This is a genomic window from Peteryoungia ipomoeae (genome assembly GCF_004912165.1).
Classification (GTDB): domain Bacteria; phylum Pseudomonadota; class Alphaproteobacteria; order Rhizobiales; family Rhizobiaceae; genus Allorhizobium; species Allorhizobium ipomoeae.
Window position 1 is genome coordinate 230,316 of record NZ_STGV01000001.1, and the last position, 15,328, is coordinate 245,643.

General features: G+C 59.6%; 11 protein-coding genes. 10 read left to right on the plus strand and 1 reads right to left on the minus strand.

Going from position 1 to position 15,328, the window contains the following annotated elements; translation table 11 throughout:
* Positions 1–366: 366 nt before the first annotated feature.
* From FAA97_RS01090 to ligA, 10 genes are all read left to right on the plus strand, one after another.
* Positions 367–1,293 (plus strand): D-alanine--D-alanine ligase, encoded by a 927-nt coding sequence (locus FAA97_RS01090; RefSeq protein ID WP_136596686.1) that lies wholly within the window; start codon positions 367–369, stop codon positions 1,291–1,293.
* Between the two features lie 14 nt (positions 1,294–1,307).
* The gene (locus tag FAA97_RS01095; RefSeq protein WP_136597670.1) at positions 1,308–2,204 is read left to right on the plus strand and encodes a cell division protein FtsQ/DivIB; all 897 of its coding nucleotides are present in this window, start codon (positions 1,308–1,310) and stop codon (positions 2,202–2,204) included.
* Positions 2,201–3,532, plus strand: a complete 1,332-nt coding sequence (gene ftsA / locus FAA97_RS01100) for a cell division protein FtsA (protein WP_136596687.1) — start codon at positions 2,201–2,203, stop codon at positions 3,530–3,532. The genes FAA97_RS01095 and ftsA overlap by 4 nt, the downstream gene beginning before the upstream one ends.
* A gap of 95 nt (positions 3,533–3,627) precedes the next feature.
* Complete coding sequence (gene ftsZ, locus FAA97_RS01105; protein ID WP_136596688.1) at positions 3,628–5,355, plus strand: cell division protein FtsZ; 1,728 nt, start codon at positions 3,628–3,630, stop codon at positions 5,353–5,355.
* A gap of 257 nt (positions 5,356–5,612) precedes the next feature.
* Entirely contained in the window at positions 5,613–6,569 is a 957-nt protein-coding gene (gene lpxC / locus FAA97_RS01110; protein ID WP_136596689.1) for a UDP-3-O-acyl-N-acetylglucosamine deacetylase, read from the plus strand.
* 211 nt (positions 6,570–6,780) lie between these two features.
* On the plus strand, positions 6,781–7,647 hold the full coding sequence (locus FAA97_RS01115) for an outer membrane protein assembly factor BamD (RefSeq protein ID WP_136596690.1): 867 nt from the start codon (positions 6,781–6,783) through the stop codon (positions 7,645–7,647).
* Positions 7,648–7,680: 33 nt separating this feature from the next.
* On the plus strand, positions 7,681–9,354 hold the full coding sequence (gene recN, locus FAA97_RS01120) for a DNA repair protein RecN (protein ID WP_136596691.1): 1,674 nt from the start codon (positions 7,681–7,683) through the stop codon (positions 9,352–9,354).
* A gap of 65 nt (positions 9,355–9,419) precedes the next feature.
* Complete coding sequence (locus FAA97_RS01125; protein WP_136596692.1) at positions 9,420–10,868, plus strand: phospholipase D-like domain-containing protein; 1,449 nt, start codon at positions 9,420–9,422, stop codon at positions 10,866–10,868.
* 54 nt (positions 10,869–10,922) lie between these two features.
* Positions 10,923–11,738 carry an endonuclease/exonuclease/phosphatase family protein gene (locus FAA97_RS01130; RefSeq protein WP_246041309.1) on the plus strand — a complete coding sequence of 272 codons (816 nt, stop codon included), beginning with the start codon at positions 10,923–10,925 and terminating at the stop codon, positions 11,736–11,738.
* 415 nt (positions 11,739–12,153) lie between these two features.
* The gene (ligA, locus tag FAA97_RS01135; RefSeq protein ID WP_425467400.1) at positions 12,154–14,256 is read left to right on the plus strand and encodes an NAD-dependent DNA ligase LigA; all 2,103 of its coding nucleotides are present in this window, start codon (positions 12,154–12,156) and stop codon (positions 14,254–14,256) included.
* On the opposite strand, the gene FAA97_RS01140 is transcribed toward ligA, so the two are convergent.
* Positions 14,248–15,111, minus strand: coding sequence for a GGDEF domain-containing protein (locus FAA97_RS01140; RefSeq protein ID WP_136596695.1), 864 nt, complete (start codon positions 15,109–15,111; stop codon positions 14,248–14,250). The two genes, ligA and FAA97_RS01140, sit on opposite strands and share 9 nt — an antisense overlap.
* Positions 15,112–15,328 lie beyond the last annotated feature (217 nt).

Here is a 15,328-nt window from a genome sequence, read left to right on the forward strand (position 1 = left end):
GGCATTTCATTTCGGGTCTCCTGTCTCGGTCTGGTGGTGTCGCCGGCTGACCGTGGCCAATCGAGCACGGCTCGAATCGCCTGCAGGTTCCAGCCGTAATCGGCTGTCGCCCCGCGATCCGACCGATGCTGGCCATGCAAAGCTTTCTCCTGACTGGCTTTAACAGCTTTCTCTTTGAGGCATTATCTTTCAGATATCTATCGACGTTTTTTGATGTGACAGATCAATGACGGCTCACGCTTCAACTGCCTCTGGTTAACGAAAGTAAACGTTTCATTAACCTTAATGTTGTTGAACTGATCCTGCAGAAAGTCGGTGCGGCCCATGAGTCGCTGAACAGATTTTCGAACAGGTTGCGAGGCGTTGATGAGTGGCATGCATGTAGCGGTTTTGATGGGTGGATTGTCTTCCGAGCGGCCGGTTAGCCTGTCCTCGGGAAATGCATGTGCCCAGGCGCTGGAGGCTGTCGGATACCGCGTCACGAAAGTCGATGTCGGTCGCGACATCGGTCGCGTGCTGGAAGAATTGCGCCCGGATGTGGCCTTCAATGCGCTGCATGGTCCCTATGGTGAGGACGGCACGATCCAGGGCGTCCTCGAATATCTTCAAATCCCTTACACGCATTCCGGCGTGCTGGCCTCGGCTTTGGCCATGGATAAGCGTCAGGCAAAGATCGTTGCTGCGCAGGCCGGTATTCCGGTCGCCGAAGCTGTGGTGATGAGCCGCTTCGATATCGGCACGGACCATCCCATTCCGACCCCTTACGTGGTGAAGCCTGTTCGCGAAGGCTCAAGCTTCGGCGTTGTCATCGTGCGCGAGGACATGGCGCATCCGCCGCAGATCGTGACGTCGAGCGAGTGGGGCTACGGCGATCAGGTCATGGTTGAGCGCTATGTTGGCGGTCGCGAGCTGACCTGCGGCGTCATGGGGGATCGCGTGCTCGGCGTGACCGAGATCGTGCCGCTCGGTCATTCGTTTTACGATTACGACTCTAAATATGTCGCTGGCGGCTCGGAGCACGTGCTTCCGGCGCAAATTTCACCGAAAATTTACCAAAAAATACAAGACTTGGCATTGAGGGCGCATCGGGCGCTCGGTTGCCGTGGAGTGAGTCGCTCAGATTTTCGCTACGACGACCGGGTCTCTGAGGATGGTGATCTGATCTGGCTGGAGCTGAACAATCAGCCGGGAATGACGCCAACCTCGCTGCTGCCAGAAATGGCGGCGCATGCGGGCTTCGAATTTGGTGAATTTCTGCGTTGGATGGTGGAGGACGCTTCGTGTTCTCGGTGAACGGCAACAAGTCGATGTATGGTGGTGACGGCTATCAGGCCGCGACAGGCGAGGGGGTCGTGCTTCCTCGGCCGCTGCGTCGCGTTGTCCGCTTCGTCCTCAGCCTGTGTGCGGGGCGGATCGTCTTCCCGCGCCACATCGGCAAGCTTGCTCTGGTCGGTTTTTATTCTGCGGTCGGTCTGCACGGTATGGTACTCGGCGGTCATGCCCCGGCTGTTGCCGAAGCTGTTACCTCGACTGCAGGCTTTGCCGTCGAGGACATCAGGGTCTCCGGCAATCAGCACACGTCGGAAATCGATATCCTGCAGCTGCTTGGCCTGGATGGCTCCACCAGTCTGCTTGGCCTCGATATCGCCGGTGCTCGCGCGGCTATTGCCGAGCTTCCCTGGGTCGAATCGGTCGAGATCCGCAAGGTTTATCCGGCGGCGGTTGAAATCATGCTGCGTGAGCGCCAGGCATACGGCATCTGGCAGCATGGCAATGACCTCTCGCTGATTGAGCGTTCGGGCAGCGTGATTGCGCCGCTGCGCGACAACAAGTTTGCTTCGCTGCCCCTGTTTGTCGGCCGTGACGCAGAAACGGCTGCAGCGGAAGTGGATGAAGAGTTTTCGCAGTTCCCGGCCATCGCATCGCGCGTGAAGGCTTTCGTTCGCGTCGGCGGTCGTCGGTGGGATGTGCATATGGACAACGGTATCATTGTGCGCCTGCCGGAAGAGGGTGTGTCCGAGGCGCTTGCCTTGCTGGATCGCTTCGAGAAGGAGCAGCAGGTTCTCGCTCGCGATGTCGCGGCGATCGACCTCAGGCTCCCGGATCGCGTGACGGTTCGCCTGACCCCCGAGGCGCAGGAGCGGCGCATTGCGGTGCTCGAAGAGCGCCGGAAGCTTCTCAAGAAAGAGGAGCAGAACATATGAACATCTTTGGTGGCTCTTCTTTCGGTCTGCCGCGTTCAAAGCCGCTTTCTTCGAAGCGGGCGCATGTCGTTTCAGTGCTGGACATCGGTTCAACCAAGGTTGTCTGCCTGATTGCACGGCTGACGCCGCGGCGTGAAAGCAATGTCCTGCCGGGCCGCACCCACAATGTGGAAGTGATCGGTCTTGGCCATCAGCGGTCCTTTGGCGTCAAGTGTGGCGTCATTGCTGATCTCGATGCGGTCGAAAACGTCGTCCGCCTGGCTGTCGATGCGGCCGAGCGTATGGCTGGCCTCACGGTCGAGAGCCTCATCGTCAACGTGTCCGCTGGCCGGATCGGGTCTGACGTCTATACCGCCACGATTGATCTTGGCGGCCAGGAAGTTGAAGGTTCCGACCTGCGCAAGGTCCTGATTGCTGCAGGTCAGCAGTCGCAGGGCAATGACCGCGCCGTACTTCATTCGCTGCCGACTGGCTTTTCGCTTGACGGCGAGCGGGGAATCCGCGATCCCCTTGGAATGTATGGCGACGTCCTCGGCGTCGACATGCATGTGGTCACGGCCGAACGTGCAGCGCTGCGTAATCTCGAGCTCTGCATCAACCGCGCGCATCTGACCGTCGAGGGTGTGGTTGCCACGCCTTACGCCAGTGGGCTTGCAGCCCTGGTCGACGACGAGGTGGAGCTTGGTTGCGCGGCGATCGATCTGGGCGGTGGCATGACCACCATCTCGGTCTTCGCTGAAGGCAAGTTGATCCATACGGACGCCATCGGGATTGGCGGTCATCATGTGACCACCGATCTGGCGCGCGGGCTTTCGACCCGTATCGAGGATGCAGAACGCTTGAAGGTCGTTCACGGTTCGGCTGTCGCCAATGGCGCCGATGATCGCGAAGTCGTGTCCGTCCCACCGATCGGTGAGGATGATCGCGACCAGCTGATCCAGGTTCCCAAGGCATTGCTGACGCGGATCATCGGTGCGCGCGTCGAGGAAACCCTCGAATTGCTGCGCGATCGGATCCAGGCCTCCGGTTTTTCGCCTGTTGTCGGCAAGCGGGTGGTGCTGACCGGCGGTGCAAGCCAGCTGACGGGCATGCCGGATGCAGCACGCCGGATATTGGCGCGCAATGTCCGGATCGGACGTCCGATGGGCGTGTCGGGCCTTCCGGCGGCCGCAAAGGGGCCGGCCTTCTCGACGGCGGTGGGTCTGGCGATCTACCCGCAGATGGCCGACCAGGAGACACATGCCGGCCAGGGCGGGTTGTTCTCGCCCTTCGGCAACGGAAACAGCCGGTTCGCCCGCATGGGCCAGTGGCTGAAAGAGAGTTTTTGAGTTAGCGGCCGGACCACAAGGTTCGGCCAAGGGAAATCTGTTGAAATACCATGGCCGGCTTGGCGATGCGGCCGGAAAAAGAAGGAACGGGTACCATGACCATCAAGCTGCAGAAGCCAGATATCACTGAGCTGAAGCCCCGTATCACCGTCTTCGGTGTCGGCGGCGGCGGCGGTAACGCCGTCAACAACATGATCACTGCTGGCCTGCAGGGCGTCGATTTCGTCGTCGCCAATACAGATGCCCAGGCGCTGACCATGACCAAGGCGGAGCGCATCATCCAGCTCGGCGTTAACGTTACCGAAGGTCTGGGCGCTGGTTCGCAGCCGGAAGTCGGTCGCGCGGCTGCCGAAGAATGCATCGACGAGATCATCGACCATCTCAACAGCACCCACATGTGCTTCGTTACCGCCGGCATGGGTGGTGGTACCGGTACCGGTGCTGCTCCTGTCGTCGCGCAGGCCGCCCGCAACAAGGGTATTCTGACGGTTGGCGTCGTGACCAAGCCCTTCCACTTCGAAGGTGGTCGCCGCATGCGGCTTGCCGAACAGGGTATCGAGGAACTGCAGAAGTCCGTCGACACGCTGATCGTCATTCCGAACCAGAACCTCTTCCGCATCGCCAACGATCGCACGACCTTTGCCGACGCGTTCGCCATGGCTGACCAGGTTCTCTATTCGGGCGTTGCCTGCATCACCGACCTGATGGTCAAGGAAGGCCTGATCAACCTCGACTTCGCCGACGTTCGCTCCGTCATGCGCGAAATGGGTCGTGCGATGATGGGCACTGGCGAAGCATCCGGCGAAGGCCGCGCAATGCAGGCTGCCGAAGCTGCCATCGCCAACCCGCTGCTCGACGAAACCTCCATGAAGGGCGCCCAGGGCCTCCTGATCTCCATCACCGGTGGTCGTGACCTCACCCTGTTCGAAGTCGACGAAGCGGCCACCCGTATTCGCGAAGAAGTCGATCCGGATGCCAACATCATCCTCGGCGCAACCTTCGACGAAGCGCTTGAGGGCATCATCCGCGTTTCCGTCGTCGCCACCGGCATCGACCGTGCAGCGATGGCTGCGCGTGGTTTTGAACCGGCTCCGGTCGCAAAGCCCGCTATGCGTCCCTCCGCGGCCGTTGCTTCGGCGGCGGCCGCATATCAGCCTGCAATGACGCAGGCTCCCAAGACCGGAATGGACCCGGTCGCTGAAACCATCCGCTCGGCTGAAGCTGAAATGGAACGCGAACTCGAGATCGCTGTGGCCCGCCAGACAATGGCTGCACCGCAGCCGGCTCAACCAGAGTTTCGCCCTGCCAGCAAGCTTTTCTCCGCTCCGGCAGAACCGGCACCCGCGCCGCAGATGACGCAGCCCTTTGCTCCGGCTCCGCTGGCATCAGTCCAGCCTGTCATGCAGGCTCCGGCACCGCTCGCGCCGATGCACATGGAACCGGCACCGATGCAGCATTCGGCTCCTGAGCCGATCCGCATGCCGAAGGTCGACGACTTCTCACCGGTTGTCCGCGCCGAACTTGATCACCGCACCGGCCAGATGGCAGCGCCTGCTGCCCAGGACGAGCGCGGCCCGATGGGTCTCCTCAAGCGAATCACCAACTCGCTTGGCCGCCATCAGGATGAAGACGTCATGGGTGACATGACGGGTTCGGCTCCGTCGGCTGCATCCCAGCAGCGTCGTCCGCTCTCGGCGGAGGCGAGCCTTTATGCACCGCGCCGGGGCACGCTGGACGATCACGGTCGTGCAGCACCCGCTCGCGCAACGAGCGAAGGTGACGAGCTGGAGATCCCGGCTTTCCTTCGTCGCCAGACCAACTGAGCGAGTCGACTATCGCGATTGAAAGCCCGGGTCCCAGACCCGGGTTTTTCGTTTTCAAACCCATCAAAAGACCGGGGGAAATCTTTCGTATTTTCAGCCTCTTGGCTTCGTAACACAGCGAAAGAAACAGTGATTTGATCTATCAGTCGACGGTCGTCATGTATGAGCATGACATAGACGTTACCAACGTCTTTACATGACTTGTCCCGAGGTGCCCTCTAGGGCGCCGGAGCGGGACCCAGACAAGGCTATTTAGAATGGCAATCGCACTGCTCGGATTTCAAACCACCATCGCTGCACCGTTTTCCTTGACCGGAACGGGCGTGCATTCCGGCAAGACGGTGACGATATCCTTTCAGCCGGCCGAGGCGGGTACGGGTGTGGTCTTCGTCCGCCAGCTCGAGGATGGTGGCATCAGCGAATACCGGGCAGTCTCCGCGCATGTTGGCAATACGGACCTTTGCACCGTGCTCGGCACCTCACCGGCGCATTCCATCGCCACCATCGAACACGTCATGGCTGCCATCTATGCGCTTGGCCTCGACAATGTCGTGATTGAAGTCGACGGCGCGGAAATGCCGATCATGGACGGCAGTTCCGAAGTCTTCATCGATGCAATCGAGCAGGTCGGGATGGTCAATCTCGGGGTGAAGCGTCGCTATATCCGCGTCATCAAGCCGGTGCGTATCGAGGCGGGTGCCTCGTGGGCGGAGTTCCGCCCGTATGACGGCACTCGGTTTGAAGTCGAGATCGATTTCGACAGCAAACTCATCGGTCGCCAGACCTGGGCAGGCGATTTGACCGCGCAGAGCTTCAAGGACGAGCTTTCGCGGGCCAGGACATTCGGCTTCATGCGCGACGTCGAGCGCCTCTGGGCTGCCGGTTTTGCCCTTGGTTCGTCGCTTGAGAATTCAGTGGTCATTTCCGATGATGATACGGTCATCAATGTTGAAGGTCTGCGCTACGAGAAGGACGAGTTCGTCCGTCACAAGACGCTTGATGCCGTCGGCGACCTGGCGCTGGCCGGGGCGCAGTTCATCGGGTGCTATCGTTCCTATCGCGGCGGGCACAAGCTGAATGCCAATGCGCTGAAGGCGCTGTTGAGCGATCCGACCGCCTATGAAGTGGTGGAAGCACCGAGCCGCGACATACGGGTGCGTGCGCGGGAATTTGTGCCGGTTCAGGTGGCGGGATTCGCGCCCTGGTCGGCATAACTCTGTTCAATTGGCTGCAAAAATTCAGTGCCGGCTCTACCTGGGCCGGCATTTCTTTTGATCTCTTTGGCTGCCCGCCGGCAGTTTCTTGGGGTGATGCCATAAAATTGCGTTAAATGGCCATCACTGCGTTGCCCTGATGCCGCATTTGTGGCTAGAAACTCGGGTGGAGGCGACGGTTCAATACGGCGCTGCAGTCGGGATCTTTCGAATGAAGCAAGTAGGATCGGTTGTTGTGAAGAAAGCCGCGCGTGTTGCAAGCCTGTGTGTCATGGTATCCGTAGCGGGCGTTCTCGCCAGCTGCCAGAGCGATCCTGACCTCGATATTACGAAGCTCGCGGCCGAGACGGATCCGCCGGAAGTGCTCTACAATCAGGGTCTGGCCAATATCAAGGCCGGCAAGATGACGGAAGCATCGCGCAAGTTCGATGCCGTCGATGCGCAGCATCCCTTCTCGGAATGGTCGCGCAAATCGCTCGTGATGAGCACGTTCACGAAGTATCGCATGGGCCGTTACGCGGATGCGATTGCCAGCGGAGAGCGTTATCTCAAGCTCTATCCCGAATCGGAAGATTCGGCGTACGCGCAGTATCTGGTGGGGCTTTCGCACTGGAAGCAGATCTCCAACGTGACCCAGGATCAGCGCAGCTCGGTCAAGACGATCGAAGCGATGCAGCGGGTCGTCGACGGCTATCCTGACTCCGAATATGTCGATGACGCGCAGGCCAAGATCCGCTTTGCCCGCGACCAGCTCGCCGGCAAGGAAATGCAGGTCGGTCGCTATTACCTCGAGCGTAAGGAATATCTGGCCGCCATTTCGCGCTTCCGCACGGTCGTCGAGAAGTATCCAACGACGAACCAGATCGAGGAAGCGCTGGCGCGTCTCGTGGAGGCCTATTTCGCGATGGGCGTTGTCCAGGAAGCCCAGACGGCTGCCGCCGTTCTCGGTCACAACTACCCGGACAGCCAGTGGTATGCCGATTCCTACAAGCTTCTGCAGAAGGGCGGGCTTGAGCCGCGCGAAAATGCAGGCTCGTGGATCGCACGCGCTGGCCGCAACCTGCTCGTCGGCTCTTGAGGCCATTCCTTTCGCACGTGAGACCTTGAACCCATGCTGGTCCAACTGTCGATCCGCGATATCGTCCTGATCGAACGGTTGGATCTGTCTTTCGAGGCAGGTCTGTCCGTTCTGACCGGTGAAACCGGCGCGGGCAAATCGATCCTGCTCGACAGTCTTTCGCTTGCTCTTGGCGGACGAGGCGATGGATCCCTTGTCCGTCACGGCGAAGACAAGGGGCAGGTAACGGCAGTGTTCGACGTCGCCGGAAGCCATCCGGCGCGCACGCTTCTCAAGGGCAATGGCGTCGATGATGACGGCGACCTCATCTTTCGCCGCGTCCAGTCCGCCGATGGCCGGACGCGGGCCTATATCAATGATCAGCCGGTCTCCGTTCAGCTGATGCGCCAGGTCGGCCAGTTGATGGTCGAGATCCACGGCCAGCATGACGATCGGGCTCTGACAGATACGGATACGCACCGCATCCTGCTCGACGCCTTTGCCGGGCTCACCGATGACGCTTTGACCGTTGGCGAAAGTTTCCGTCGCTGGCGGGAGGCTGAACGATCTTTCAAGACACATAAGGCGAAGGTGGAAGCGGCCGCACGGGAGGCGGATTATCTGCGCTCGTCTGTCGAGGAGCTGGAAGCCCTTTCGCCGATGGACGGCGAAGAGGAGAGCCTGGCTGAGACGCGATCGCGGATGCAGAAGTCCGAGCGGATCGCCGGCGACATCGCGGAAGCCTCCGACTTTCTTAACGGCAATGCTTCGCCTGTGCCGCTGCTGGCGTCGATGATGCGGCGGCTGGAGCGCAAGAGCCACGAGGCGCCGGGCCTGCTCGAAGAGACCGTTCAACTGCTGGGAACCGCGCTCGACACCTTGTCGTCCGCGCAGATGGAAGTTGAGGCTGCCCTGCGCCGTACGGAATTCGATCCCCGCGAGCTGGAACGGGTTGAGGAGCGGCTGTTTGCGCTCCGCGCCGCCGGACGCAAGTATTCGGTGGCCGTTGTGGATCTCCCGGCGCTTGCCGAGAAGATGGTCGCAGACCTTGCCGATCTCGATGCTGGCGAAGAGCGCTTGGGGCAGCTGGAAGCGGCGGCTCGCGAGGCGCGTGCGCATTATGACGAGCTCGCTCGCTCGTTGTCGGAGAAGCGCCATAATGCGGCATCCGCGCTTGCCGATGCCGTGATGGCGGAATTGCCAGCGTTGAAGCTGGAGCGGGCGCGGTTCATGGTTGAAATCGCGACTGACACAGACGAGCCGCGTGCCGAGGGCATCGACACGATCGAATTTCACGTGCAGACCAATCCGGGGACGCGGCCAGGACCCATCCTCAAGGTTGCTTCAGGGGGCGAGCTTTCGCGCTTCCTGCTTGCGCTGAAGGTGGCGCTGGCGGATCGTGGCTCAGCGCCGACGCTAGTGTTTGACGAAATCGACACCGGGGTGGGTGGCGCCGTGGCGGATGCAATCGGGCAGCGGTTGAAGCGCCTGGCCGATACAGTGCAGGTGCTGTCCGTCACGCACGCACCGCAGGTGGCGGCAAGAGCGGGTACGCATTTCCTCATCTCCAAGGGGCCAAGCGGCGAGGCCGGGGACAAGATCTCGACACGGGTTGCGATCATGACACCGGAGCACCGCAGAGAGGAAATCGCCCGAATGCTGGCGGGTGCCTCAGTGACCGAGGAAGCGCGCGCCGCTGCTGCCAAGCTCCTCGATGGCGAGGCTTGAACTCGCCGCTGGGCCGCGCATTATGCGCTTTGAGTTAAGCCGTAACCCGCAGCGCAGATGTGCCGATGATTGAGACCTTTCAAATCTACTGGGCAGAACTTCTTGCGCTCTTGTCCGTGGTTCTCGGAACGATTGCCGCTGTGCATGCGGCGATGACCAAGCGCGAGGTGCGTTCCGCGCTCGGCTGGGTCGGCATCATCATCCTGTCGCCGCTGGTCGGCGCGCTGATCTATGGCGTCGCTGGCATCAATCGTATCCGGCGTGCCGGTGTCGTGCACCGGCGAAGCCTTGCCCTTGACGAGATCTGGCGAGATCTGTCGCTTTACGCGATCAGTCGTGAAGTCGTTGCCGAGGAGTTCGGTGGACGTTTTGGCCAGATGAAAGGCTTGGGGGATCGCGTTGCCCGTCATCCGCTGTCATCAGGCAATCACATCACGCTGCTTCCGACCGGCGATGTAACCTTTGAGGCGATGCAGGCAGCGATCGATCGCGCTGAGGCCAGCATTATCCTCGAAACCTATATCTTTGACCGCGACACGATCGGATTGCGGATCGCGGACAGTCTGATCAGCGCCCACAGACGCGGTGTCGTCGTGCGGGTGGTCGTGGATGCGGTCGGTGCGCGGTACAGTGTGCCGAGCATTATCGCTTACCTGAAAGACGCCGGTGTACCCGTCGTCACCTTCAATGGAAAGGTCATTGCCGGTCTGAGGCTCCCTTATGCGAACCTGCGCACTCACCGAAAGATCCTGGTGGTGGACAGCGAAGTTGCCTTTGTCGGTGGCATGAATATTCGCGCCGGATTTACCGGGGAAGGCGCGGCCCGTGATACCCATTTCAGGGTGAGCGGACCCATTGTTGCCGATGTGCTGGCCGTGGCGGCCGAGGACTGGCATTTCGAGACAAAGGAGCTACTGGTCGGGCCTGAATGGCGCGTGCGGCTTCCCAATGCCGTACCGGGCGAAGGGGCTTATATGCGTGCCATCGTTTCCGGTCCCGATTCGCATCTGGAAACCAATCTGAAGATGCTGCTCGGCGCATTTTCTGTCGCGGAGCATTCGATCCGCATCGTTTCGCCCTATTTCCTGCCGGATACGATTTTTCTTTCAGCGCTTAACACGGCCGCGCGTCGTGGCGTCCAGGTTGAAATCGTCATTCCCGCCGAGAACAACCTGGCGATTGTCGGTCGAGCGATGCTGGCGCAACTCGATGACGTGCTGAAAGAAGGCTGCAGGGTCTATATGTCTGCGGCCCCGTTCGACCACTCGAAGTTGATCGTGGTGGATGGGCAATGGTGCTTTATCGGCTCGTCCAATCTCGACGCGAGATCGCTTCGTCTGAATTTCGAGATTGACCTTGAGGTCTTCGACCGCGCGCTTGCCGAGCAGGTCGGCGGACGGATCGATAACCTGGTGGCGCAGGCAACGCCACTGACTACCGAGGCCTTGCGGTCAAGGCCGACGGCGGTTCGTCTTCTGGACCGCTTGTTTTGGCTGGGATCGCCCTATCTTTGACGAGGGCGGCGCCTATCTTGGCCGTGACCGAAATGTGAGGAGATGTCGCCCATCGTGACGGACAAGAGAGGCCAGAGTCTTGCAGGAACCCTGCTCACCACATTGCGCAATCGGCGAAGCGTGCGCGATATTCCCTCGCAGGTCGGGCCCAACCAACAGCGCGCGCTGACGGTTGCGTCGTACAACGTGCACAAATGCGTGGGCGCCGATGGACGGTTTGATCCCGGCCGTATCATCGAGGTTATCCGAGAAATTTCTCCCGACGTCATTGCGCTTCAGGAAGCGGACAAGCGATTCGGCGAGCGGTCTGGCCTGCTTGATCTCAACCGGCTGCGCCTTGAAACTGGCCTGGTCCCGGTTCCGATCGTGACCGGCCCGAAGTCGCATGGCTGGCGTGGCAACTTGCTGCTCTTTCGTCATGGGGTGGTCAGCGATGTGCATCAGATTGCTCTGCCTGGACTGGAGCCGCGCGGCGCGCTGGTGGCCGAGATCGATCTGAGTGGCAGTGCTGGCTTGCGCATTGTCGCCGCCCATCTGGGTCTCCTGCGCTGGGCGCGCAAACAGCAGGCAGACACGATCCTCAATTTGCTGAATGACCGCGATGATCGACCAACGATCCTGATGGGTGACTTCAACGAATGGCGGCTTGGCAAGGGCTCGGCGCTGACCCGGCTTGAACCGGTTTTTGGACCGCTGCCGCCGGCAATCCCGAGTTTTCCGGCGCGGCTGCCTGTCCTTTCGCTCGATCGCATCATGGCCAATCGCGCTGATCTGATCAGGACGCTGACCGTGCATGACAGCGTGCTGGCACGGGTTGCATCGGATCACTTGCCGCTTGTTGCGCATCTAGATATCGAGAGGGTCGTTTGAAGACTTTATTCCCGAGGGAATCTAGTCATAGCCTATGGTGGCAGGGAGCTGATCAATGCGGGATCGACATAGCGTGGATGTAACTCTGACTACCGAACTCGTTGAGAGGCTTTACAAGCTGCATGCAAAATTTGCTGGACCACCGCGTCCCGCCAGTGAGCAGAAGAAAAAGTCTAGTCCAAAGGAGCTTGCAGACAAGCTAAACCTGATTGCGGATGACTATGTATTGTTGGAGCCAAATCTTTACAAGGCAGGGTTTGTTGAGACGCTAGCGAATATGTATATTCGCGGATATGATCGCGTTTTGGATAAGGTCTATGATTTTCATTCAAAAATTAAGCAGGAGGATCCCGAAAAAAGAGTGAACCTAATCAGGAATTTCTTTCTTCGAAATGAAGGGAAGCTTACTGAGCTAATTGCGATAATCAATGATTTTATTGGTTTTTGTAACTCTCAGTATCATACCTACGACAGTCCTATTATTTCGGATGCTGCATTTGATGGGCTGAGAATAGTTCGAGACGATTTGTTAACATTTTCAACCAGTCTTACTGGTCTTGAGAAGGCGATTGCAGACAGTGTCGGGTCTGCACCCGCTGGGATATTCTCTCAGGTCGTGCATGCCCGCCCGATGCTGTCGCTCGACAACACCTTTTCGGCGGACGATGCGCGCGATTTTGTTGCTTCTGTCTATCGCTTCCTTGGCCAGATGCCCGACGGTTCGATTGCGTTCACGGCAGAGCCGAAGATTGACGGCCTGTCGATGTCCTTGCGCTACGAGAACCGCAAGCTCATAACGGCGGCGACGCGGGGCGATGGCACGACCGGCGAAAATGTGACTGCGAACATTCGCACGATCAGCGATATCCCTCAGACGCTGCCTGACGATGCACCTGACGTCGTTGAGGTGCGCGGGGAGGTCTATATGGCGAAATCGGATTTCCTGGCGCTCAATGCGCAGATGGAGGCGGAGGGCAAGCAGACCTACGTGAACCCGCGCAATACGGCAGCCGGATCGCTCCGCCAGCTTGATGCCAAGGTGACCGCCAGCCGCAAGCTGCGCTTTTTTGCCTATGCCTGGGGCGAGGTTTCGCAGATGCCGGCCAGCACCCAGTGGGACATGGTGCAGACATTCGCGCGCTGGGGTTTCCCGGTGAACCCGCTGATGCGCCGTCTGTCTTCGATTGAGGAGATTCTTGCCCATTACGATGCGATCGGTCTGGAGCGCGCGGCACTCGACTATGATATCGACGGCGTGGTCTACAAGGTTGACCGGCTTGACCTGCAGGCAAGGCTGGGATTCCGCTCGCGCTCGCCGCGCTGGGCAACGGCCCACAAATTCCCCGCCGAACAGGCTTTCACCACGGTGGAGGCAATCGATATCCAGGTCGGACGGACGGGTGCGCTGACACCCGTCGCGCGGCTTACCCCGGTGACGGTTGGCGGTGTCGTCGTGACCAATGCGACGTTGCACAATGCCGACTATATCGAGGGTATCGGCAATTCCGGCCAGCGCATTCGTGCGCTCGATCATGACATCCGCATTGGTGACACCGTCATCGTGCAGCGGGCAGGCGATGTCATTCCGCAAGTGCTGGACATCGTGCCGGAAAAGCGTCCGGCGGGCTCGGAGAAATATGCGTTCCCGACAAAGTGCCCCGTCTGCGGCAGTCACGCTGTCCGCGAAAAGAACGAGAAGACCGGCAAGCTTGATTCCGTCACGCGTTGCACCGGTGGCTTCGTCTGCCGTGCGCAAGCCAAGGAGCATCTGAAGCACTTCGTTTCGCGCAATGCCTTCGACATCGAAGGCCTGGGGACCAAGCAGATCGACTTCTTCTTTGAAAGCGAAGATCCTTCGCTTACGGTTCGCACTGCGCCTGATATCTTCACGCTGAAAGAGCGGCAGGAGAAGTCGCTGACAAAGCTCGAAAATATCGAGGGTTTCGGTCGGGTAAGCGTTCGCAAGCTGTTCGACGCCATCGATGCGCGTCGGCAGATATCGCTGCAGCGTTTGATCTTCGCGCTCGGCATTCGCCATGTCGGCGAAACGACGGCGAAGCTTCTGGCGCGCACCTATGGCTCCTACAGCGCCTTCGCTGAGGCGATGAAGGACGCAGCACCCAGGCACGGTGAGGCGTGGAACGAGCTCAATGCCATCGAGGGCATCGGTGAGGTGGTGGCGGCTTCCATCGTCGAGTTCTACAAGGAGCCTCGAAACCTGGATGTGGTCGAAAGGCTGCTGCGCGAAGTGCAGCCTGAAGACAATGACACGACCACGATCGAGGCGAGCGCAATCACCGGCAAGACCGTCGTGTTCACAGGATCTCTGGAGCGCTTCACCCGCGAAGAAGCCAAGGCGCGAGCGGAAGCGTTGGGCGCGAAAGTCGCAGGCTCGGTGTCGAAAAAGACCGACTATGTCGTTGCCGGTCCAGGCGCCGGATCGAAACTTGAAAAAGCGCGCGAGCTTGGCGTCACCGTCATGACGGAAGAGGAGTGGCTGGATTTTCTTTCAGCTTGACTGCGCTGCCACTGCCAGGTCGAGGATGCCGGCGCCGGGGAAGAGCGGCGGTTCCTGATCGAGAATGTAGTGCCTGATTTCGCTTTCGTGGTGCATCCTGTTTCGCCCGCCGGCCTTGGCGAAATACAGTGCTTTGTCTGCCGCCGCATAAGCGGCAGAGAAGTCGCGAAGCGGCGTAAGATCTGCCAGTCCACCCGACAGCGTGACGGTTATCGTGTGGTTCTGTACATCCACCGGCGTGGTTGCTACGCAACGTCTTAGTCGTTCTGCCGTGGCGATGGCTTCGGCTTGATCCAGCCCGATCAGCAAAATGGCAAACTCCTCGCCACCAATTCGCGCCAATCGGTGAGGCGGTTCGATCGCCGTTAAGAACAGACGAGCAATGTTTCTAATCACATCGTCTCCGGCGATATGTCCGTAACGATCATTGATCTGCTTGAAGCGGTCTATGTCGATGATCAACAGATGGCCCCGTTCTGTGGCCATGACTTCATCGATGAAAGCTCGCCGGTTCAAGAGCCCAGACAGCATATCTGTCCGGCTCAGTTGCTGGAATTCAAGTCGCGTCCGGGCCATGTGGACGACGGCATGACCCAGATAGACAGAACAGATCATGGTCAGGTTGAAACCAACGACGCTCGCAATCCCGGTGCCGATCAGAAGGCCGCGCGGCAACGGGATTATCAGCCAGCCGAGCTTGTCCATCGCGAGCAAAATGCAAGAGACCATCACCACTGCGACAGCCGTCACGCGCATGGCGAGGCGCAGCGCGAAGCGCATCACCTGGTTCCAGTTGTCCATTTCGGTGAGGCCGATGTCGTTGATGATCCAGGCTTCGATACGTTTCTTCAGCATCGATTTTCTTCACGGAATGAGGTGTTCAAAAAGGGGAACCGTGCGACCGGAGTGGCGACCGGTACACGTTGGGATTTTTGCACACGGCTGCTGCTGGCCACCGGATAGGTGGGCGCCAGCCACCGCCTGATTAAGCAATACTCGTGGGTGATTTTTAGGGGGTAACAGATTAACGCGTGGTAAATGTAAAACCACTGATTGCGTTCGCGCAACTGAA